The organism is Veillonella parvula (genome assembly GCF_032550495.1).
In the GTDB taxonomy this organism is placed as follows: domain Bacteria; phylum Bacillota; class Negativicutes; order Veillonellales; family Veillonellaceae; genus Veillonella; species Veillonella parvula_G.
Window position 1 is genome coordinate 1 of the sequence record NZ_JAWFZJ010000006.1, and the last position, 23,611, is coordinate 23,611.

The window sequence follows — 23,611 nt, forward strand, 5'->3', positions numbered from 1 at the left end:
ATGGCTATGAGGATCCACCTGTTCCCATCTCGAACACAGTAGTTAAGCTCATAAACGCCGAAAGTACTTGGCTGGAGACGGCCTGGGAGGATAGGAAGCTGCTGATTGATTAAAGGCACACTTGAGGGTGTGTCTTTTTTTTGTATGGCTTCCTATCCTCCCAGGGGACCTGGTAAGCAGGGCAGTAGAAGATGGAGGAGTGAAACGACGACAGATTCACTGCATCGCTTAGTTCATTATTTTTTAATTATATTATCAATTAATTGATAATAAATAATTAATGGAGGTTCAATTATAAATTTTAATAATTACTATTTATTACATATTCTATTCATGCATAGAATTATCACTATTTTATATAGATCTCTGTTTAACCTAGTAAATACGTGCGTTGTAGATATTTTTCTGATATTTAATAATATACCAAAATGTACCAAAAATTACTCGTTTTGATTATATTTCATATCACTTTCACTATGTTTTCACGAATTATCTATATACTAGCTATAGTTGATTGAGATCAACTAAGGAAATGGAGGTCTACTACTAATAACTTTTACCTGTCCCTTTTACAAATAATACAAACAACACAAAACAATACAACACATAAAACAACACTTAAATACACAACAATACTCTCCCTGTGTATAAACAAAACAATACATATACAAAACTCTCTAATTATATATACCATCTCCCGTATATATAAAGGTAAAAGTTAGGTAGACATAAGAGCCCTTGAGAAAGGGCTCTTTTCCTTTAATAATCACTATTATTTTATCGATTAAAAGGCCTTTATTTCTTGACAGAGTATGTAATATTTGTTAAACTAATCAAGTATCAAGCAAAGCTTGATGAACATAGGGGTATAGCTCAATTGGTAGAGTAGCGGTCTCCAAAACCGTTGGTTGTGGGTTCAAGTCCTACTGCCCCTGCCAAACTTTGGATTGCGGTCTTCGGACCGCATGTCCATAAAATTACTCGAAAAATATTAAAAAATGCTTGCGTAGCTGCAATCATTATGTTAATATAAGTGAGTACCTTGTACATGACTCAGTAGCTCAGCTGGATAGAGCGTTTGACTACGAATCAAAAGGCCAGGGGTTCGAATCCCTTCTGGGTCACCAAATTAAAGCATCACAGTAATGTGGTGCTTTTTTATTTTTTTATATGTATATAAAGGACTCTACATATTTATGTAGGGTCCTTTTATGAGCTAATGATCTTTATTTAATAGACTAAGTCTGATTATTTCGCATGTGGCTGATCTGATTCAGCTACTACGTTAACGACGATTTCTTGATCTGCAGAAATAAGATTCATAATGATGGGGATTGGCTGTCCGATGGCTTCAGCTATAGCTTTAATTTGTCGCATTGCAACAGGATGAGGTGTCGTTCCATCGTTTTGAAATAATTCTTCCAATTGGTTGATTTCTGTTTGACTTAGACTCGATTTATTTGCAAATTCTTCAACCGTCATATTATGTTTTTCGCGATAGCTTTTAATGATTTCACCGATATACATAATCGCCTCCACTTGAATTATATTAATACATTTTTATTTTATGTGAAAGTTTGATAAAACTCAAGTTAGATTAAAATGATACTTCATATTATTGATACATAATGGTTTTATATTATAAGATGAACATACAATGATACTGATATATATGGAAATGAAAAGAGGTTTGCTATGAAGACGAATAGAAAACAACTTTTAATTGTTTATATATGTTTAGCATTAGGGGCTTGGAGTGCTAGCGCGGGCGTCAGTTTTAGTCAATCAAACGGCGATGCGAATCGAATGAGTCGAGATAATACGACAGTACAGCATAGGTCTGAAAAAACTGTTGACGATTCTGACCAAGGCAGTCCTGTTATTGCATCGTATTACAAGGATGGCAAAAAAAAGAAGAAAAAGAGCACTGCTGCTGAAGAGCCTAAGCTTTCAGAGAAACAAAAAGCAACTAAAGAATTAAATGAACATTCTTGGGTAGAAGAAGCGGGAAAACATCCGTTACCGTATGAGGTTGTAGAAGGAAAAGCAGTCAGTGAAGAAGAATTAGCCCACTGGTGGAAGGTTTTTAACGATTCTGTATTGGATCAATTAATTGATTTGACCCTCAAAAATAATCGGCAGTTAGAGTTGGCTCGTTCTCGAGTTAGACAAGGGCGGTTACAGTTGGGTATTGCTGAAGCACAGCGATTACCTTGGCTAGATGCTTCCGGTTCATGGTCGGCTAATAGAGGTCAGGGCGAATGGGATTCGGACCGAGAAGCGATAAAGAATTTGCCTATACCTGATAAGATGACGAGAAATGTAGAAACCGGTAAATTAGGAATTGATGCGCGATGGGAAATTGATATATTCGGGAGACAAAAAGCAAAATCACGAGCTGCATCGAATTCGTTACAAGCATCACAGGCGGATTTATATTCCACCTGGGTATCATTGAGCGCGGAAACAGCATTACAGTATATGTCGTTAAGAACTTTACAGGAGCAATTGCGCATAACGGAAGAGGATGTGAAGCGTCAGCAGGAAGCGTTGGAACTGATTAAGATAAATTATCAGTCTGGTATTATCAACGAATTACCTGTACAACAGGCTACATATGCATTATCTCAGACTCAAGCGGAGATTCCTTCATTAAAGAAAAATATAGCTTCCACAATGTCTGCTCTTTCTATATTGACAGGAACAGTTCCAGGCGAGATTGACGGGTTATTGATGGAAAATACTTCATTACCTACGGTGGATCCACACATGTTTATCGGCATACCGGCGGAAGCTTTACGACAACGGCCTGATATTCAGGCGGCGGAAAGACGTATTGCGGCGCAACAACAGAAAACCAAGGCTGCAAAGGCTGACCTTAAGCCTAGATTTTCACTAAATGGCAGTATAGGCTTGGAGTCGTTTTCATCGGGAGGTCTTATTTCGGCTATCGGTAAAATGATAGGAATAGGACCATCTATCACTATGCCTATTTTCAATGCCGGTGCTATTCGTAAGAATATAAAGGTACAAACAGAAAAGGAACAGGAATACTTGGCACTTTACGAAGAGACTGTTTTGAAAGCTGTAGGGGAGGTCCGAAATGCGGTAACGGATGCATCTCAGGATCATATTAAGTCTGAGGAATTGAAATCTGCTGTAGAATCTGCACAGCAAGCAGAATCTTTGGCGCAAACCAATTTTGACTCCGGTCTTAGCGATTACTTAAGTGTTCTTGATGCACGAAGAAATGTATTGTCTGTAAGGCGGCAATATATCATGAGTCGGGGGCAAGAGTTTGCTGATACCGTTCGTTTATTCAAATCCTTAGGCGGTGGTTGGGAAGCCATGGACATGGATCAGGAGGCAGAGGCGGACTCGCATGCTAAGAAATAGTGTGAGAAACGGGGAATGATTATGAAAGAGAAACTTGATGTCCTTAAACGTTGGATGGCGAATAATAAAAAAAAGTGCGTAGGTATAATGATTGCTTTTCTGATAATTTTGGGTGGCGTAGGATATTATGCTTATAATCAATACGAAGCGTACATGGCCTCTCATCACATCGTGTTACAAGGTAATGTAAATCTGCGGGAAGTGAATGTTGCATTTCGGGGAAGTGATCGGATTGCCAACCTGTTAGTGGATGAAGGTGCGGTCGTGAGCCAAGGGCAGATTTTGGGGTATTTACATTCTGATGAATTAAATCTTGCTGTACAGCAGGCTAAGGCTAGCATTGCAGCACAGGAAGCTATAGTGGCCAAGTTGCAGGCCGGCAGTAGACCAGAAGAAATCGGTCAAGCATCGGCAAGAGTTACATCTGCAGAAGCTGCGTTAGCGCAATCGAAACAAGAAGCAGAGAAGTTACAAAAATCATATAATGCTTCAAATGGTAAGGCCGTCAGTCGACAGTCTGTAGATGATATACAGGCGAAGGTGAAAGTATCGGAAGCCAAATTAAATGAGGCTCAGCAAGCATACAATTTAGCTGTCGCAGGGCCAAGACAGGAAGATATAGCACAGGCCCAAGCACAATTGGATTCGATGAAAAGTGAATTGGCCCGTCAGGAGTTTTTGTTAAACCAAACTGTATTAACGGCTCCTATAGACGGTGTTATAACGGCCCGATTATTACAGGTCGGTGATATGGCTTCACCGAGTACACCTGTATTCAAGTTGGCTGAGAATACCAAAAAGTGGGTTCGTGTATATGTGAACGAACGAGATTTAGGGAAAATTTATAATGGTATGGCAGCAAATGTAACAACGGATACATATAAGAACGAACCGATTCACGGAACAATCGGATATATTTCTTCCGTAGCGGAATTTACCCCTAAATCGGTAGAAACGGAAGATGTGCGTACTACCCTTGTGTATGAAGTGCGGGTATATGTGGATGACCCGAATAATCGCCTTCGTTTAGGAATGCCTGCCACTGTTTCCATTGATATATAGAGGTGTGCGGTGAATGATGTATATGCAATCAAAGCGTCACAATTATATAAAGAATTTCCCATTGTTGGAGCTGATCCTATAATAGCATTGGACCATTTGGATTTTAAAATTCGGAAAGGCTGTTTAACTGCGTTGGTTGGGCCAGATGGGGCGGGAAAAACGACTTTGATTCGTCTGATAGCTGGTTTATTGGATGCCACGGCTGGTTCTTTAGATGTCCTCGGAATGGATGTGAAAGTACATTCACAGGCAGTTCAAGATAGACTCAGTTATATGCCTCAGAAGTTTGGTCTTTATGAGGAGTTATCGGTCAGTGAAAACATGAATCTCTATGCAGATTTACACGGAATTCCTTTGAGTGTGAGAATGGAGCGGTTTGAAAAATTACTGCATATGACGGGACTAGCAAAATTTACGAAGCGTCAAGCCGGTAAATTGTCGGGCGGTATGAAGCAAAAGCTTAGTTTAGCCTGTACCTTGGTGCGTTCTCCAGAGTTATTATTGCTTGATGAGCCTACCGTAGGGGTCGATCCATTTTCAAGGCGGGAGTTATGGGAAATTTTAGAGTCGTTAGTACGTACAGATGGAATCAGCGTACTTGTTAGTACTGCATACTTAGACGAGGCGGAGCGTTGTAAAGATGTTTTTGTCCTCAATAAGGGGCGGTTTTTAGCAACTGGGACACCGAATGAATTGACTCAAATGTCTGAGGGGCGATGCTTTCAGGTAAAAATTCCGAAGTCATTGAGCATGCGAAATGTACAGGCTGCATTGATGGATGATAGAAAATGCGTGGCAGATGCAGTTCCGGAGGCTGGTACCGTACGATATATAAAAACGAAAGAAATGCTTTCGATTCCTTGGCTTAGCGAGTACGGTATGGAGGAACAATCAGTTCAAAGCCGTTTGGAAGATACCTTTATGATGCTGTTAAAAGAGGATGAGTTTACTTCGAAACAGAGGACTTCCCTTTTAGATGCTATCGATATGGATTTGGATGAAAGTGCGATAGAGAAAGAACGAAAGCGTTTGTTGTCCCCAAATGAAATGGTTGAGCGTCCAATAGAAATTTCTGTATCTCATTTGGTGAGAACATTCGGTGATTTTACGGCGGTAGCTAATACATCATTTACGGTGCAGCGCGGAGAAGTATTCGGATTGCTTGGACCAAACGGAGCTGGCAAGACGACGACATTTCGTATGTTGTGTGGCTTATTACCTGTAACGAGCGGTGATTTACGCGTAGCTGGCGTTGATGTCGTTAAATCTCGTACGGCGGCAAGAAGCAATTTTGGCTATGTAGCGCAAAATTTTTCTTTGTATGGCAACTTGTCCGTTATGGAAAATCTGGAATTTTTTTCTGGTGTGTACGGTTTGTACGGTCAAAAAAAGGATGATCGAATAGAAGCTGTTATCAAGGAGTTTCGTCTAAATGATGTGCGCGATATGATAGCCGGTGATTTGCCTGGTGGTTATAACCAGCGCTTGTCCATGGCGGCTGCCTTAATGCATGAGCCAAAAATTCTTTTCTTGGATGAGCCCACAAGTGGTATTGATCCTCTTACGCGGCGTAATTTCTGGCGACAGATTACTTCTTTATCAAAGCGAGGAACAACGATTATTATTACGACTCATTTTATGGATGAATCGGAATACTGTGACCGTATTATGATTCAGGATGCAGGGAAACTCGTTGTACTGGGAACACCTGATGAAGTTAGACGGATTGCCGGCGATGAGAATTGTACTATGGATGAAGCGTTTATCTCCGTCATACTGGAAAAACGGGAACAGGAGGATAACGTATGAACGGATTTATAAGACGGTTTTCCTCATTGGTATACAAGGAGACCTTACAAGTATTGCGCGACCCTAGCACTATTTTGTTGGGTGTTGTGCTACCTATACTACTTATCATCCTCATCGGCTCAGGGGTTACTTTGGATGTTAAACACGTGCCGATAGCAGTGGTTATGGAACGGCAAGATTCTATGACCCAGAGTGTGTATGACTCCTTATACGGCTCTGAGTACTTTCAACCTATAGCGGTTCGCGATAGAAAAACGGCGGAATTATTGATGGAAAAACGAAAGGTAGATGCCATATTGGTGATTCCACAGGACTTTTCTGATCAAATTATGCGTGGACAAGGGAAAGTGCAGGGGATTTACTATGGTGTCGATACTTCGGTAGCGATGAGTATAGAAAGTTATGTAAACTCAGCTATTAACTTATGGGCCGTTAAGAATATTCCGTTTATGCTACGTGGTGGATATATAACAATGAACCCTCGCATGTGGTTTAATGAGGCAAATACAAGTACCTGGTTTTTGATTCCTGGACTCATCATGATTATCATGACGATTGTATCCGTTTTTCTTACGGCTGTCGTTATGGCTAGAGAATGGGAACGTGGTACTTTTGAGGCTTTATTCGTTACACCAGTTAAGCCTATTGAAATTATTTTGGCTAAGGTAGTGCCTTATTATGTATTGGCCATGTTGGGGCTGTTGTTTTGCCTCGGTGTTTCGTATTTCTTTTATGAAGTACCTATGCGTGGTTCCTTATGGATCATCTGCATCGTGTCCACATTGTATTTGATTGTTTCCTTAAATATGGGACTACTTATATCTGCGTTTACGAAGAAACAGTTCTTAGCTTGTCAAATGGCGTTACTTACCAGTTTTTTACCGGCGTTGATATTGACGGGGTTTTTATTTGATCCACATTCACAACCTGTGGTGATTCAATATATTTCACGGCTTTTACCTCCTACATATTTTTTAGAATTGCTGAAATCATTGTTCCTAGGTGGAAATAACTGGTATTTGATTATTAAAAATAGTGCCGTATTATCGGGGTTTGCTATTTGCTTTACAATATTGACAATTTATATTACGCGGAAGAAGGTGGAATAATGAATTGGCGCCTGTATTGGAATCAAATTGTCTCCATCATATGGAAAGAGCTATTAGCCACCTTTAAAGATCCGAAAACTCGTATAATCTTACTGTTACCGGTTATTATTCAAGGGTTTCTCTTCGGTTATGCCGCAACCTATAATCTCAACAAGGTTCCCTATGTATTGATTGATGAAAGTCATACGCAGACCGCAGCTGCATTAGAATCGACTATTAATTCATCCGGTGTTTTTGAACTGTATCAATCTGCGAACTCTCCGGATATAATCGCACCATTAATAGACTCCAACAAGGTTATTATGGCGGTTATCATACCTCAGGATTTTGAAGAAAACTTAAAGCATAAACAACCTGCATCTATTACTGTTATTGTAAATGGAACGAATACAATGACTTCAGGTCTTGCCACAGCCTATATGGGGCAAATCATTTCTCAATTCAATCAGACTTGGTTAGGTGTTGAGCATAAGGGAATCACGATTGAATCTCGTACCTGGTACAATGAAAATCAGCAGTCTTCCTGGACTTTCTTGACAGGTCTCGTTATATTGATCAGTATGACACAAGTTATCATGTTGGGGGGGCTATCTGTGGCACGAGAACGAGAGCAGGGGACCTTTGATCAATTATTGGTAACGCCCGTATCATCTATGCAAATTTTGGTTGCAAAGTCTATACCACCCATGTTAATAGGACTGTTTCAAAGTACTGTATTGTTATTAATAGCCATGTTTTGGTTTAAAGTTCCATTTCGGGGCAATATATTTCTTGTGTATGCCGTGTTGTTTACGTTTATAAGTAGTAGCATTGGATTGGGGTTATCTATTTCGGCTATTGCAAAAAATATGCAGCAAGTTCTCGTATATGTTTTTGTCTTTCTTTTTCCACTAGCCTTATTGTCCGGATTAATCACACCTGTACATAATATGCCGAAAATATTGCAATATCTTACATATGGAAATCCTATGCGGTTTTCTGTTGAGGCAATGCGCAGGATTTATCTAGAAGGTGCAGGATTGACGGATATTTGGTTTAATTTTATTCCTATGATTATCCTAACCGTTATAAGCATGTCCATAGCAGGATGGCTATTTAGAAATCGCGTTGGATAAAGCTAATGATTAGATCGTTAAACTTTTTATATTTTGTTAGAACAATACGGCAGACCTATATAGCATTTTTTTATTAATAAATATGCTACTGCCGTATTGACTAAATGAATGTAGACTGTTAGAATAAAGGCATAGAAAATATCATATTTGGGAATAGGTGCTGAAAAGCATAATAGAGAAGCTGGTTAAATGCCAGCACGGTCCCGCCACTGTATGGTCGAGCGAGTCTAAATTAAGTCACTGGGAAACTGGGAAGGCTAGATGAGCGATGACGCCGAGTCAGGAGAACTGCCTATTCAACATTCACCATTTGACCTACGAGAGATAGGGAGGAGAAGTTAATAGCTCCTTTTTACGTACCCGTAAAAAGGATTTTTTAGTTCTATTGGATCTAAATTGCATTATATTTGATTTAGATTTTAGTTCTATACGACCTAAATGTCGTGCTATGGTCATGGTGGATTACCTTATTGGTATTACCAGCATGGCATATGTTATGACTGTTAATATATTTTATGGTAAATGTAGGGCATGCATTTATTCATCATCATCCTAAAAAAGAGGCTGACCCAGGGTTCTAGTAGTTCGGATTCTGGGTCAGTCTCTTTTTATTTTGCAAATATTAATTATCGGTAAGACCTTTTAGATTGAGACCTGTAGCGTTAAGGTTTAGATGAGGCGTTAAGCGTTAATATATATACAATTGTAGAGTTAAGAGTTTTTAGATTTAGAATTTGTTTTAGGTTTACGTAAATTGTAAGGTTTAGATAGTTATTTTCCTTGGAATATATTTTTCGATGTATGAATTTTATGTCATTTATAAAAAAATGATTGACGATGAATTCCATACATGATATTATTATTTCAGTTGAGACGCGGGAGTGGCGGAATTGGCAGACGCACCAGACTTAGGATCTGGCGCCTTACGGCGTGGGGGTTCAAGTCCCTTCTCCCGCACCAACTTTATTGCACCTTTAGAGGTGTATTTTTTTTGCCTAAATTAAGTATTAACTTGGATATTTATATCGATAAACACATATAATTTGATAGGAAGATAGGTACAGATTTAACTACTACGTTATTATGTTATAATAAATGAGTTAGAACTATTTAAATAATACAATCATAGTAATACTATATGGTGCAGTATGGATAATACATTAACAAAACTGCTTTCACAGAACCCATCCTTTGTGGATGGGCTAAACGCATTTCAGCGAAAGGGGAAGTCAGTCATATATGGTCTTAGCGGATCTCAAAAGAGTTTCCTCTTAAGTCAATCTTTTTCTGCAGGTCTTACAAAACCTGTAGTCATCGTAGTCCATGATAAGGACCATAAGGAGATGTGGGAACGGGACTTAGCTTTTTTCATGCCTAATGTACCAGTCTTATCATTTCCTACAACAGATCATGTAGACTTTACGACTGTGGCTCGCAGTCTTGAAGACCAAGGTGCGCAGATGCGAGCATTAGCACTGTTGGCGTGGCAAGAGCCGGCAGTAGTCATTGCCAATGCTGAAGAGGTTACACAGTATGTTGTATCTCCTCATTACTTAAAGGGACAATCGTTGCATTTTGCTTTAAATGATGCAATTGAACGTGATGTAGCCCTTGAACAGCTCGTAACAATTGGATATGAACGCGTAGACCAGGTGGAACAACGTGGTCATTTTGCCGTGCGGGGGGATATCTTAGATATATATCCTGTTAATAGTGAGCATCCGATTCGCATTGAGTTTTTTGGTGATGAAATCGACACATTGCGTTTCTTCTCCGTTGAGAATCAACGCTCTATTGAGCAAATCGAATCCTATACGGTAACTCCTTTCTTTCTTGGTAAAAGTGATGCGGAAAGTACTTTATTATCTTATGTGAAAGAGGGCACTCTAATTTATGACGAGCCAGGTCGTATTCAAGAAGCATTAAAGAAATTCCTTAAGGAAGATCCTACACATCGGAAAAATCATTGTGATTGGAATGAACTACAACGCACTGTAGATTCTGTGAATCAAGTGGCTTTCACATTTATGCAACAACGTTCTATTGGTCTCACTGGATTTAACCCTATTGGTATTCAAGGGAAGACGATGACGAGCTTTGAGCGTCAAATTCCCCTATTAACAGATGAAATAAAGCAATGGCATCGTTTAAATCACCAAGTAGTACTAGTATTAAATAATCAGCAACGACGAGAAGGTATTGAGCGTGCCCTTGAAGGGGAAAATATTGCATTTACTCATAGTGATACATGGATAGCAAAGCCGAACACTGTCGTTATTTTAAAAGGATTATTAACAGATGGTTTTGAATTGCCAAATAGTCATTTAGTAGTAGTCGTAGAAGGCAATATTTACGGACAACAAAAGCGCAAGCTTCGCACCAAACCTAAAAAGGGCCAAGAGATCAATTATTTCACGGATTTAACCCCTGGTGACTATGTTGTACATAGTATGCACGGTATCGGTAAGTATATTGGTCTTAAAACGATAGAAACGGAAGGCATCCATCGGGACTATATTGAAATCGCTTATGCTGGAATGGATAAATTGTTCTTACCTGCAAATAATTTAGATCAGTTACAAAAATACATCGGCAATGAAGGTGATGTGCCTCGTATTCATAAGATGGGTGGCCGTGACTGGGCTAAAGTTGTTACAAAGGCAAAAAAATCCATTGATGATTTGGCAGATAAGCTCGTTGAGATATATGCACAACGAGAAATCACAGAAGGCTTTGCATTCTTGCCGGATCAACCATGGCAGCAAGAGTTTGAAGATGCGTTCCCATATGAGGAGACGGAAGACCAGTTACAGGCTACGGCGGAAATTAAAGAATCTATGGAACGACCTGTTCCTATGGATCGCCTGCTCGCTGGTGATGTAGGCTTTGGTAAAACGGAAGTGGCTATGCGTGCCATTTTTAAGGCCGTTATGAGCGGTAAACAAGTAGCGGTACTTGTACCGACCACGGTATTAGCACAGCAACATTTCCAAACCTTTTTAAATCGATTTGCTCCATTCGGGGTTAAAGTAGATGTGCTTAATCGATTCCGAACTACATCAGAGAAAAAACAAATTCTTAAAGGCGTAGAGGATGGATCTATTGATATTCTCATTGGAACCCATTCATTACTTAACAAAAAGGTGGTATTCAAAGACTTAGGAATGCTTGTTGTAGACGAGGAGCAACGTTTTGGGGTAGCACAAAAAGAAAAGTGGAAAGAGTGGGCTAGCAATATCGATGTACTGACTTTGAGTGCTACACCGATTCCGCGGACTTTACATATGTCCCTCGTTGGCGTTCGAGAAATGTCTGTTATCAATACTCCGCCAGAGGAGCGATTGCCTGTTCAAACCTATGTGGTGGAATACGATATGAATCTCATAGCAGATGCTATCAAACGAGAACTTGCAAGAGGTGGACAGGTCTATTTCGTATATAACCGTGTCGCATCCATTAATCACATGGGAGAACTATTAGAATCCGCATTGCCTGGCTTGCGTTATGCTGTTGCTCATGGACAGATGACAGGCCGTCAAATTGAGGAGATTATGACCGATTTCTATGAAGGTCATTATGATGTGCTCTTGTCCACGAGTATCATTGAAACCGGCTTAGATATTCCTAACGCCAATACTATCATCATTTATGATGCGGATCGTTTAGGTTTATCTCAGCTATACCAAATGCGAGGGCGTGTAGGCCGTTCTCGTAGACGTGCTTATGCATACTTTATGTATCGGCCAGATAAAATACTTTCAGAGGCAGCTGAAAAGCGTTTGAAAGCCATAGAGGAGTTCACTGAGCTCGGCGCAGGATTTAAGTTAGCCATGCGAGATTTAGAGATTCGCGGTGCCGGTAATCTATTAGGTTCACAGCAACATGGTAATATCGCATCTGTCGGCTTTGGCATGTACGTGAGTATGTTAGAAGAGGCGATTGCAAAGGCTCAAAATAAAGAAGTTGAGCGAGATGTATCCATTGATCCAGCTATCGACTTAGAGGTAGATGCGTTTATTGACGATGCGTATATCAAAGATAGTGCTCGTAAGATTTCTGTATACCAACGATTGTTACATATTAAATCTAAAGAGCAACTCGACGATATGACGGATGAGCTCATTGATCGCTTCGGTACACCAACCGATCCAGTAGACCGTTTGTTGCGCATTGCTCAAATTAAGGAGCAAGCACGTCTACTGGGCATTAAGAGTATCGTCCGTAGAGATAAGCAACTCACTATCCATTGGCATGACGATTCTAAAATGGCCGATTGGGATATGGGGGCTGTACCAGAAGATTTATGGAAAAAAATGAAGTTTATGGATACCAAACCAGCCACATTATATGTGAGCCTTAATGGTATGAAAGGTTCTATTTTGACCATTACGGAAGCGGTGATAAAGGCTCTTAGCCACAAGTCACCGACTAAGGAGGGCCTATGAATCGATTTTTAAAGGGTGCCATGATTTTGACCTTAGCCGGTATTATCGTGAAGGTCATCGGTGCGTTTAGTAAGGTTCTTATCGCACGAATCTTAGGTGGTGAAGGAATTGGCCTATATATGATGGCCTATCCAATCTATCAAATTATCGTTAGTATTTCTGCGGCAGGTATTCCTGTAGCCATATCTATTATGATTGCAGAGAAACTTGCTAATGATGATATGCGAGGCGTACAACAAGTATTTTCCGTATCTTTGAGGGTACTCGCTATATTAGGGCTGGTATTCAGTTTGGCCTTATATGGAAGTGCGCAATGGCTCGTAGATAATCAAATCATCAGCGATCCACGTGCTTTAATTGCTATTCAGCTATTATCTCCAGCCATTTTTGTAGTGACCATCCTGAGCTGTTTTAGAGGGTATTTCCAAGGTTTCCAATATATGGTGCCTACTGGTACGAGTCAAGTATTTGAACAGATTTTTCGTGTGTCATCTATGGTAGGTTTGGCATACTACTTCATTGATCGTGGACTCCATTTAGCGGCAGGTGGTGCGACCTTTGCTACATTCCCAGGCGTATTGGCGGGGTTACTTGTATTAATTTATTTTTACTACCGACAACGCAATATTCGAGAGAAGATGCTTTTACAACAGAATTCTAATGCCATTTGTGAAAGTAACGGCACCGTAGTTAAACGATTGTTTAGTCTTGCCATACCGGTTTCTATGGCGAATATCATGCTTCCCATGGTATCACTCATTGATACATTTATAGTTCCGAAACGATTGATGGATATTGGATACTATCTCAATGAAGCAACCACACAATTTGGTTATCTGACGGGTATGGCAACATCTCTGATTGGGTTGCCGATCATTCTAACTACATCCTTAGCCGCTAGTCTTGTACCAGCCGTATCTGAGGCACATACTCAAGGTGATGTACATCGCATCGTGAAACGGGCGGAAACGGCGATTAAAATTGCTAATATGTTTACGATTCCAGCCTGTATTGGTCTCTGTGTACTAGCTACGCCAATATCGCAATTAATATATGCAACACCCCACGCAGGGCCTGTTATTGCTGTTATTAGCTTGAGTATTGTGTTCCTCGGTTGGCAGCAGGTTACTGCAGGTGTTTTACAAGGGTTAGGAAGGACAGTAATTCCTATGGTGTCGATTTTTATCGGCTTATTAGTGAAGACATTCTTAGATTATGAGTTGACAGGCAGTGTTGAGTTGGGCATTAATGGTGCAGCTTGGGCGACGAATTTAAACTTTGCTATTGCAGCGCTTATTAACTATATTTTTGTAAAAAGATATGTAGGTTCGGTACTGAACACATTAGAGTTATTAAAAATAATAGTATCTGCCATGGCCATGGGCGGTGCTACACAAGTCATCTATGTGAGCACTGTTGATTTATTAGGCAATGGTGGCGCTGTGGCTGCAGCAATTGTAGTGGCTATTTTTGTATATGGTTTATCGTTATGGCTTACTAAAGCTGTCGTAAAAGATGATATTTACCATTTCCCAATCATAGGCAAGCGCTTACAAGCTCGACGCAATAGGGAGGAAGCAAAGCTATATGAAGAACAATATTGATATTCAACCTTTAGTCGATGTAGTGAAAACTTTGCGTGCACCAAATGGCTGTCCTTGGGATCAAAAGCAAACGCATGAATCTTTACGCCGCTATTTTATAGAAGAGACTTACGAGGTGGTAGATGCCATTGATAATAAAGATATGCCAAATCTTCGTGAAGAGTTAGGTGATGTATTATTGCAAGTTGTCTTTCACAGTCAATTGGCAGAGGAGGCTGGTCATTTTACACTTCAAGACGTAATTAATGATGTCGCTGAAAAAATGATTCGTCGTCATCCTCGTGTTTTTAGCCCAGGAAATGATGAAAAATCATACACTTGGGATGAATTAAAGGCACAAGAAAAGAAAAATATTCAAAATTCTGTATTGGATGGTGTATCGAAAAGTTTACCTGCTTTAATGGCGGCTTATAAGCTCCAAGAAAAGGCTGCAAAGCTAGGATTTGACTGGGATGAGCTTGATCCTGTTTGGGCTAAAGTTTCCGAAGAAATGGGGGAATTTAAGGAGGCTATTGACCAAAATAATAGAGAAAATATGGAAAAAGAAGCAGGAGATGTGCTTTTTTCCTTGATTAATCTATTCAGATGGTATAAAATAAGCGGTGAAAATGCACTAAATCGCACAAACACAAAGTTCCGACAGCGTTTTTTACATGTAGAAGCTTGTGTTAACCAAAGCGATCGCTCATGGGAAGACTTTTCATTAGCTGAGCTCGATGCTTTTTGGGAGGAGGCTAAAGTGCAGGAAAAGTAACCTAGAGGTTTATACACTTCTAAGGTATTGTAATTTTAAGGAGGTTCTGTCATGAACAAAACAGAATTAATCGCAAGTGTTGCACAAAAAACTGAATTAACTAAAAAAGATGCTGAAAAAGCAGTAAAAGCTGTATTTGACACAGTAGCTCAAGAATTAGCAGCTGGTGGCAAAGTACAAGTTATCGGCTTCGGTACTTTCGAAGTTCGTGAACGCGCAGCTCGTGAAGGCCGTAACCCACAAAACGGTAAAACTATCACAATTGCAGCTTCCAAATCTCCTGCATTCAAAGCTGGTAAAGGTTTGAAAGAACAAGTTAACGCTGCAAAAGCTAAAAAACGCAAAAAATAATCCATATTGGATGTGAAAGAGACCTTTCGAGGTCTCTTTTTTTTATCTATTTATGGTATAATGCACAGAGAAAGGGTGCATTATGAATAACGAAACATCAAGGAAGGTTCTCATCGTGTCCGCCTCAATCGGCACTGGACATATGCAAGCCGCAAGAGCCATAGAAGAATATTGGAAAGAAAAAGAGCCACAAGCATCAATTACTCATGTTGATTTTCTTGATACAGAAACTATGTCTGTAGAGCATTTAATTAAGGGTACCTATATAAAGATGATTGACGTATTCCCCATGCTCTATGATATGATTTATCGCGTATCGAAAGGGGAAAAACGAGGTACCATTTTGCAAACCGCATTGTCGTACCTACTTAAAAGCCGCATGCTTAAACTAGTACAACAAGAAGAGCCAGATGTAATGGTTTTTACACATCCATTTCCTTGTGGGGCGGCATCGATTTTAAAGCGTCAAGGTCATATAGATGTACCACTAGTAGCTATTATGACAGATTTTAGTAGTCATCAGTTTTGGCTCTATCCACAGATTGATGTTTATTATGTTGCAACAGAATCTATGGTACCTGAAATGGTGGCTTCAGGTATCGATGAATCTCGTATTCATGTATCTGGCATTCCAGTGCGTCGATCTTTTTTCCGTGATGCTATTGAAGAGTATACCTTAGAGGAACCTGTGAAAGTACTTGTTATGGGTGGTGGCTTGGGTTTAGGCTCTCTTGAGACGGCTTTAAAACATCTAGATGAAGTAAATGGTATTGGTGAAATTACCGTTGTAGCTGGACAAAATACGTCTCTTTATGAATCGTTAGTTATCCTTAGTGAATCTATGAAGACGAAGACCACCGTATATGGTTATACTACTAATATTTCTGAGCTCATGAAATCATCGTCTTTGCTCGTCACAAAACCTGGTGCATTGACCTGTATGGAGGCTGTTACAATCGGATTGCCAATGGTATTCTTTAATGCTATCCCAGGGCAGGAAGAGGCAAATGCAGAATTATTAGAGCAACGAGGTTGTGCCCGCTGGGCTCGTGATATTCACAACTTAGAAGATGTGGTAACTGCACTGTTAATTAATTCTCCGCGACTACAACAAATGTCTGAGCGTGCTCGCGAATGGCATGTGGATGGGGCTGCTGATATCGTAAATAGTCTCATTGAAATCTTAGATGCTAGTACACAAGATGAACTCGTAAAAGCTGAAGAGGCTCTTAGCTAATCAGCGTAAAAAAAGCGATGACCTAAAAGGCCATCGCTTTTTTCTATTGATACTGTTCAATATGTTCTTGTCGAAGTTTTTGTAAAGTAGCCAAAAAAGCATCTGTACTTTCGGCACCATCCAATAAATCTTTTAATTGGTAGGAGTCATCAAGGGTAACACTCCATTGGAAGGAGTCATTATCGTCGTATACGTTGAATACGATTGGTGTCTCTAAGTCCTCTAGCATATAGCCGTCATCATCGGACACAGTTGCATACGTGCCATCCTCTAAGAGCTCAGTAAATAATGTGTCATACCCATCAATGTCGATAAGTTCAAAGTTGATACTTTCATAAAAGTCTAAAACCATATCCGTCGCCATGTGGACCTCCTCATGAATATATATGTTACGTTTATTCTACTGAGGGCGCCTGTTACTGTCAATGGTAATGTGTAGTATAATAAATAACAGAATTACAAAATAGGAGCGGAATATGAACGTTATTAGTTTACAGAACATAGAGAAATCATATGGCACAAGGCTACTGTTTAAAGAGGTGAGTATGACTTTTACCACGGAAAAACGATTAGGTCTTGTGGGCATCAACGGAACGGGTAAGTCTACATTTCTAAAAATATTAGCAGGCCGAATGGAAGCTGATAAAGGCACCATTGAGCGTAATGGTAAGGCCAGCATCCATTACTTAGCGCAGACACCTGATTTTGATGCGGAATCTACTTTATTAGAAGCAGTTCTTGATGGAGATCATCCTCGCTTACAGATGGTAAAAGCCTTTGAACGTATTAGCCGTGAGTATCGCCAAATGCAAGAGTCTGGCAAAGACGATGCTAAAATATCTCGCAACTATATGAATGCATTGGAGCAAATGGATCAGCAAGATGGGTGGCAGGTAGAGCAAGAGGCGCGCATTATTTTATCTAAATTGGGCTTTCCTGATGTGGAGCAAAAGGTAGCTATGTTATCAGGAGGGCAAAAGCGTCGTCTTGCATTGGGGCAAGCATTGCTATATCCATGTGATCTTTTATTACTAGATGAGCCGACTAACCATTTGGATGAAGATAGTATTGATTGGCTAGAGTCGTATTTGAGTGCACGTCAAGGAGGATTATTAATCAGTACCCATGATAGATATTTCCTCGATTCCGTATGTAATGGTATTTTAGAGCTATCAAATCGTCATATGTATCAATACGATGGCAATTATGAAGAATTTATTGCCTTGAAAGCTGATCGAGAGGCTCGTGAAGCTGCTACGGAAGAAAAACGACGTCAATTTTTAAAACGAGAAATCGAGTGGGTACGTCGTGGTGCTCTGGCTAGAACTACAAAACAAAAGGCTCGTCTTGACCGTTACGAAAAATTAAAGAATATGGAGAAAACCCGTCGTCCGGATCAAATGGATCCTATTGCGCTGAAGACACGTTTAGGAAAAACCATCTTTGATATTGAGCATTTAGAGTTTTATTTTGATGAACGTCCTATGATTAAGGACTTTACCTATCACGTGGTACGCCATGATCGTATCGGTATAGTAGGACCCAATGGTGTTGGTAAGTCTACCTTTATGAATATCCTTGATGGCACCTACGAAGCGACGAGAGGCACTATCGGTAAAGGTGAGACCGTTCGCATTGCTCATTTTAAACAAGAGCTACCTGAATTTGATGAAGATATGCGCGTTCTCGATTATATTCGTGAGGACCACTCTTATATGGTACTCGGTGATGGATCTACATTGAGCGCAGGACAAATCCTTGAGCGATTCCTTTTTACCCCAGAATTACATGGTGTACCGATTCGAAAACTCTCTGGCGGGGAACGTCGTCGTTTATACCTCTTAAAATTGTTGATGAGCGCCCCTAACGTATTATTGCTGGACGAACCGACGAATGATCTTGATATTCCAACATTGGAGGTATTAGAGGATTTCCTTGACTCCTTTAGTGGCGTCATCATTACAGTTTGTCACGATCGGTACTTCCTAGACCGCGTAGTAGATAAATTATTTGTCTTTACCGGCGATGGGCATATTGAAATCGTTCATGGCTCCTATTCTGACTACAAGGATGCTCTTGATGAAAGTAGTGGCAGCAAGCGCCCATTCTATATGCCAAATGATAATATACCGGCTAATTCCAAAGTGGTACAAGCTGTAGAAGGTGGAGAGGCTGATACCGATGACTCTGTTGATAATCAATCAAATACGTCAGATATCTTTGAAAATGACAATGTAGTAGCTGTTGGTGAAACAGATACTTTCAAAGCAATACTAAAGAAGGGCCTCAATAAAGCAGAGGAAGCGGAGTATGCCAAAATTATGGATGAATTGCCAAAGCTAGAACATTTAGTAAAAGGCCTCGATGTTATGATAAGCCAAGTGGCTACTGATTATGAAAAAATGCAGTCACTGATGGAGGAACGAGAAGAAACACAGGCCCAAATAGATGCGCTCACTGAACGGTGGATGGAATTAGAGGAACGCCTATAATTCCTTTTATCATGCCATTTTTTAATATCTGCTATGCAAAGGAATTACGTGTAAGTTTATTGATAAAACTCACAATGTATAGTATAATTTCTACGATTAACGATAACAACGTTACCTAAGTAGGAGGAACTCATGAGTAAGTACCAATTTTTAGACCGTCGCGTACCAATTGAAGACGGAAATATTGCATTAGTACAAGATTTAACTAAATGTAAAAACTGCTCCTTATGTCGTAAAGCTTGTGCTGTAGACATGGGTGTATTTGATTATTATGATTTAACAACAAATGGGGATCATCCAATTTGTATTCATTGTGGTCAATGTGCATCTATTTGCCCATTCGATTCCATTAATGAACGTTCTGAAATTGATGAAGTAAAAGCAGCTATTGCTGACCCTAATAAAATTGTCATCTTCCAAACTGCGCCTGCTGTACGTGTTGGTTTAGGCGAGGAATTCGGCCTTGAGGCTGGTACGTTTGTAGAAGGTAAAATGGTGGCTGCTCTTCGTAAATTGGGTGGCGACTATATTCTCGATACAAACTTTGGTGCGGACATGACTATCATGGAAGAAGCATCTGAGTTATTAGAACGTGTTATTAATAGTGATGCAGTATTGCCTCAATTCACATCTTGTTGTCCTGCTTGGGTTAAGTTTGCGGAAACATTCTATCCAGAATTCTTGCCAAACCTATCTACGGCTAAGAGCCCAATTGCTATGCAAGCGCCTACACAAAAAACATATTTTGCTGAAAAAATGGGCCTTGATGCAAAACAAATTGTTGCTGTTGCAGTAACACCATGTACAGCTAAGAAGTTTGAAATTCGTCGCGATGAAATGAATTCCTCTGCGGAATACTGGGATACACCAGAAATGCGCGATACAGACTACTGTATTACTACACGGGAACTTGCAAAATGGTTGCGCGCAGAAGAAATCAACTTTGATGATCTTGAAGATTCTGCTTTTGACCCATTGATGGGTGAAGCTTCTGGTGGTGGTATCATTTTCGGTAACACTGGTGGTGTTATGGAAGCGGCTATGCGTGCGGCTTACAAGATGGCGACAGGTGAAGATGCACCTCAAACATTGATTCCATTCGAAGCTATTCGCGGCATGGACGGTGCTCGCGAAGCAGACGTAGTGATTGGCGATAAAACATTACACGTAGCGGCAGTTCATGGTACAGGTAATTTGCGTAAGTTCATCGAACGCATGCGTGCAGAAAATATCCATTATGACTTCATTGAAGTAATGGCTTGTCGTGGTGGCTGTATCGGTGGTGGTGGTCAACCACGCGTTAAATTACCGATGGCTGACAAAGCTCGTGAAGCTCGCATTACTTCCTTATATACTCGCGATGCAGAAGTAACTGTAAAAGCTGCTTGTGATAATCCAGATATCCAAAAATTGTATGCTGAGTTCTTTGATGGCAAACCAATGAGCCACAAAGCACATCATATGTTACATACTACCTTTGTAAATCGTTCTGAAGATTTAGGCCCTAATGGAGCTTGTACGCCTGCTACATGCCCTACATCCGTACCTAATTTGAAAAAGGCGGCAGAGGCGGCTAAAGCGGCGGCGGAAGCTAATAGCTAAGAGTTGATGGTTATTAGTTAATAAAAAGCACAAAGATAGCTAAGAAATATATAGCAGATAGTTGATATGTTAGTCAGCTATCTGCTTTTTTCTATTTTATATAGTGGAAATATAGTCAATAAAAGCTTTCACAGATGTAGATTCTATATATGCCATATACGCATAGGGGTTAAAATATAGAGATTGGTAAATTGGTTTAGGAATTATCTGTAGTATGCTATAATTAAATTGTTATTATAGAAGCAATCAATACTGGTTCGGGAGGATCTTCATGGCTTTTAAATTAAAAGGAAAAGAAGAAAAATTTTTCAGTATTTTGGAAAAGCATGCTGCACTAACTTATGAAAGTGCGGAAATGATGGAACGCGTGTTTAAGGGGGATATCTCTAAGGAAGAGGCATTTCTTGAAATTGATACAAAGGAAAAAGCTGCCGATGAATTAGTAAATGAAACTGTAGAGCGTTTGCGCAAAACATTTATCACTCCAATGGATCGTGAGGATATTCAGCTTTTGATTGACCAACTGGATACTACATTGGATAATATCAAAGAAATCATGGATAAAATGGTTATGTATCACGTTGGCAAACCAAGTGATGGTGCTATTCGCATGAGTGAAATTGTTGTTAAATGCGTTAAGCATATCAACAAATCCATTGGTTATATGGGTAGTCTTAAAAAGGATCATGTGAAGGTAGAGGGGCGTGTTCACCAAGTATTGAAACTTGAGTCTGAAGCGGATAATATTTATCATGAAGAAATGGCTAAGCTCTTTACAGAGTGTACAGATCCAATTGAAATTATCAAATGGAAGGAAATCCTTAGCGCTATGGAAGATGTAATTGATGGCTGCGAAGATTTGGTTGGTACATTCCGCCGGGTAGTATTGAAGTATGCTTGATGCTCATTATTTAGTATGGCTAGTTGTATTTTTAGCATTAGCCTTTGACTATATCAATGGCTTTCATGATACGGCGAATGCCATTGCCACATCCGTTTCTACACGAGCTATTGAGCCTAAAAAGGCAATTATGATGACCGCTGCTCTCAATTTTTTGGGTGCAATGGTTAGTACAGGTGTTGCAAAGACTATCGGTGGTGATATAGTAATGTCGCCATCTCTTATCGATAGTGGTATTATTTCTGCAGCCCTTATCGGTGCCATTACATGGAATCTTTTAACTTGGTATTGGGGAATTCCAAGTTCCTCATCTCATGCTTTGATTGGTGGTATCATCGGTGCTGTGGGTTGGTCTGTAGGATTTGACGCATTGAATGAGGCGGGGATTTTAAAAATCTTTTTGTCTCTTATTTTATCTCCGATTGTAGCCATGATTGGTGGCTATATTGTGATGAAAGTATTGTTGCTTATTTTCGGTAGATTTTCTCCAATTGCTTTAAATGATCGATTTAGATCCATGCAAATTGTATCAGCAATTATGATGGCATTTTCTCATGGCTCTAATGATGCACAAAAAGCGATGGGGATAATCACATTAACCTTACTTAGCGGTGGTTTCATCGATACATTAGATGTACCGATTTGGGTAAAACTTTGTTGTGCTACTGCAATGGCTATGGGTACTGCTGTAGGCGGTTGGAAAATTATCTCTACAATGGGAACCAAGATTTTCAAACTAGAAACTATTAATGGGTTCGCTGCTGATTTAAACTCGGCGATTACTATTTTTACAGCTACATTCTTACATTTGCCTGTAAGTACTACACATGTAGTAAGTGGTTCTTTACTAGGTGTAGGCTCTTCTAAACGCATTAAAGCTGTTAACTGGGGCGTAGCAAGATCTATGGTTATGGCTTGGTTTGTAACGATTCCATTATCTGGCATCGTTGCCGCTATTGCTTATGAAGTAGGTCACTTACTATTTGGCTAATTCATATACTTTTTATTATAGTAAAAAAGACTGCAAAAGCAGTCTTTTTTGTTTATCAAAATATTCTTCCTATATTGTCATATTTATAAATAATTTGCTTTTCTAATTTAAAATTCTATTTACTATATATGTACGTGATAGTTTCTAAATAGTCTAAAAATATAGAAATAAACTGATTTGTAAATACTATATTCTATAAAAGAGATTTATCTATATTTGGCAACATTAATGTTACAATTCAAGTTGAATAGGGGAAAATACTTATAAATATGTGTTTTGTTGATTATGCATTTTACTAATAAATGAAGTTTATTACTTGTTTATAGGCTGTTAAGAGGTTGTTTAAAGTGAATGGCTATTGCATACTTATGTATACGAGGTTATACTATCGGTAGAAGGAGTTTTTCAAGTGAAAAGTGAGGTATGTATATGGCATGGGGTGGATCTAGACGCGGTGCCGGGCGCCCACGTAATCCTATTAAACGTATTGGTAGAACCTTTCGACTCAGTGATGAAGAGTTTCTTTCGCTAAAGCCATTGATCATGGCTATTAAGGCAAATAATGATAAACGATATAGGCAACAATATAGCCGAGAAGTATAAATAATCAGGCATTGTCACAGCATATACAATTTAATACATTTTAAATCTATTTTACAATAATTCATTATTTCTAAATCTTTCAACTACAACACATCTTTACTCTCTAAACAATATGCTGTGTGCAATACAAGTAGTACGAA

Annotated in this window: 17 protein-coding genes, 3 tRNA genes, 1 rRNA gene, 1 pseudogene and 1 riboswitch; of the genes and pseudogenes, 20 read left to right on the forward strand and 2 right to left on the reverse strand. The window is 39.6% G+C overall.

Annotated elements, in window-relative coordinates:
• From rrf to E6X37_RS09660, 3 genes are all read left to right on the forward strand, one after another.
• Positions 1 to 107: ribosomal RNA gene (gene rrf / locus E6X37_RS09650) — 5S ribosomal RNA — on the forward strand; the annotation flags it as partial.
• Positions 108 to 862: 755 nt separating this feature from the next.
• A tRNA-Trp gene (locus tag E6X37_RS09655) sits at positions 863 to 938 on the forward strand.
• A gap of 112 nt (positions 939 to 1,050) precedes the next feature.
• Positions 1,051 to 1,127: transfer RNA gene (locus tag E6X37_RS09660), tRNA-Arg, on the forward strand.
• 121 nt (positions 1,128 to 1,248) lie between these two features.
• Here E6X37_RS09660 and E6X37_RS09665 read toward each other — a convergent pair.
• A complete protein-coding gene (locus tag E6X37_RS09665) occupies positions 1,249 to 1,527 on the reverse strand; it encodes a helix-turn-helix domain-containing protein (RefSeq protein WP_287518385.1) in 279 nt (92 codons plus the stop codon).
• 168 nt (positions 1,528 to 1,695) lie between these two features.
• Between E6X37_RS09665 and E6X37_RS09670 the strand changes: the two genes are divergently transcribed.
• The 12 genes and pseudogenes from E6X37_RS09670 (at position 1,696) to E6X37_RS09720 (ending at position 16,882) form a co-directional block, all read left to right on the forward strand.
• Positions 1,696 to 3,396, forward strand: coding sequence for a TolC family protein (locus E6X37_RS09670; protein ID WP_316689762.1), 1,701 nt, complete (start codon positions 1,696 to 1,698; stop codon positions 3,394 to 3,396).
• Positions 3,397 to 3,483: 87 nt separating this feature from the next.
• Complete coding sequence (locus E6X37_RS09675) at positions 3,484 to 4,458, forward strand: efflux RND transporter periplasmic adaptor subunit (protein ID WP_260447354.1); 975 nt, start codon at positions 3,484 to 3,486, stop codon at positions 4,456 to 4,458.
• Between the two features lie 9 nt (positions 4,459 to 4,467).
• Positions 4,468 to 4,965 (forward strand): annotated as a pseudogene (locus tag E6X37_RS10380) (ABC transporter ATP-binding protein); the annotation flags it as partial.
• Positions 4,966 to 5,505: 540 nt separating this feature from the next.
• A complete protein-coding gene (locus E6X37_RS10385) occupies positions 5,506 to 6,267 on the forward strand; it encodes an ABC transporter ATP-binding protein (RefSeq protein ID WP_394802678.1) in 762 nt (253 codons plus the stop codon).
• Positions 6,264 to 7,376, forward strand: coding sequence for an ABC transporter permease (locus E6X37_RS09685; RefSeq protein ID WP_195213056.1), 1,113 nt, complete (start codon positions 6,264 to 6,266; stop codon positions 7,374 to 7,376). The genes E6X37_RS10385 and E6X37_RS09685 overlap by 4 nt, the downstream gene beginning before the upstream one ends.
• Positions 7,376 to 8,491, forward strand: a complete 1,116-nt coding sequence (locus E6X37_RS09690; protein WP_316105155.1) for an ABC transporter permease — start codon at positions 7,376 to 7,378, stop codon at positions 8,489 to 8,491. The genes E6X37_RS09685 and E6X37_RS09690 overlap by 1 nt, the downstream gene beginning before the upstream one ends.
• Before the next feature lie 138 nt (positions 8,492 to 8,629).
• Positions 8,630 to 8,801, forward strand: a riboswitch (cobalamin riboswitch).
• Positions 8,802 to 9,366: 565 nt separating this feature from the next.
• Positions 9,367 to 9,451, forward strand: a tRNA-Leu gene (locus tag E6X37_RS09695).
• Positions 9,452 to 9,639: 188 nt separating this feature from the next.
• Entirely contained in the window at positions 9,640 to 12,936 is a 3,297-nt protein-coding gene (gene mfd, locus E6X37_RS09700; RefSeq protein ID WP_316689763.1) for a transcription-repair coupling factor, read from the forward strand.
• A complete protein-coding gene (locus E6X37_RS09705) occupies positions 12,933 to 14,540 on the forward strand; it encodes a putative polysaccharide biosynthesis protein (protein WP_195213058.1) in 1,608 nt (535 codons plus the stop codon). Before mfd ends, E6X37_RS09705 begins: the two co-directional genes overlap by 4 nt.
• Positions 14,524 to 15,294, forward strand: a complete 771-nt coding sequence (gene mazG, locus E6X37_RS09710) for a nucleoside triphosphate pyrophosphohydrolase (protein WP_195213059.1) — start codon at positions 14,524 to 14,526, stop codon at positions 15,292 to 15,294. Before E6X37_RS09705 ends, mazG begins: the two co-directional genes overlap by 17 nt.
• Before the next feature lie 51 nt (positions 15,295 to 15,345).
• Positions 15,346 to 15,645: an HU family DNA-binding protein gene (locus E6X37_RS09715; RefSeq protein WP_004696710.1), complete on the forward strand. Its 300-nt coding sequence runs from the start codon at positions 15,346 to 15,348 to the stop codon at positions 15,643 to 15,645.
• Between the two features lie 82 nt (positions 15,646 to 15,727).
• A complete protein-coding gene (locus E6X37_RS09720; RefSeq protein ID WP_004697560.1) occupies positions 15,728 to 16,882 on the forward strand; it encodes an MGDG synthase family glycosyltransferase in 1,155 nt (384 codons plus the stop codon).
• Positions 16,883 to 16,925: 43 nt separating this feature from the next.
• Here the strand turns inward: E6X37_RS09720 and E6X37_RS09725 are convergent, their stop codons facing one another.
• Positions 16,926 to 17,246 (reverse strand): hypothetical protein, encoded by a 321-nt coding sequence (locus E6X37_RS09725; RefSeq protein WP_004697549.1) that lies wholly within the window; start codon positions 17,244 to 17,246, stop codon positions 16,926 to 16,928.
• 112 nt (positions 17,247 to 17,358) lie between these two features.
• Between E6X37_RS09725 and E6X37_RS09730 the strand changes: the two genes are divergently transcribed.
• From E6X37_RS09730 to E6X37_RS09750, 5 genes are all read left to right on the forward strand, one after another.
• Positions 17,359 to 19,374, forward strand: a complete 2,016-nt coding sequence (locus E6X37_RS09730) for an ABC-F family ATP-binding cassette domain-containing protein (RefSeq protein ID WP_316689764.1) — start codon at positions 17,359 to 17,361, stop codon at positions 19,372 to 19,374.
• 132 nt (positions 19,375 to 19,506) lie between these two features.
• Positions 19,507 to 20,976 (forward strand): [FeFe] hydrogenase, group A, encoded by a 1,470-nt coding sequence (locus E6X37_RS09735; protein WP_316689765.1) that lies wholly within the window; start codon positions 19,507 to 19,509, stop codon positions 20,974 to 20,976.
• Positions 20,977 to 21,247: 271 nt separating this feature from the next.
• Entirely contained in the window at positions 21,248 to 21,877 is a 630-nt protein-coding gene (locus E6X37_RS09740; protein ID WP_004697557.1) for a DUF47 domain-containing protein, read from the forward strand.
• On the forward strand, positions 21,870 to 22,868 hold the full coding sequence (locus E6X37_RS09745) for an inorganic phosphate transporter (protein WP_008601598.1): 999 nt from the start codon (positions 21,870 to 21,872) through the stop codon (positions 22,866 to 22,868). Before E6X37_RS09740 ends, E6X37_RS09745 begins: the two co-directional genes overlap by 8 nt.
• A 429-nt stretch (positions 22,869 to 23,297) precedes the next feature.
• Positions 23,298 to 23,471 (forward strand): hypothetical protein, encoded by a 174-nt coding sequence (locus E6X37_RS09750; protein ID WP_004697552.1) that lies wholly within the window; start codon positions 23,298 to 23,300, stop codon positions 23,469 to 23,471.
• Positions 23,472 to 23,611 lie beyond the last annotated feature (140 nt).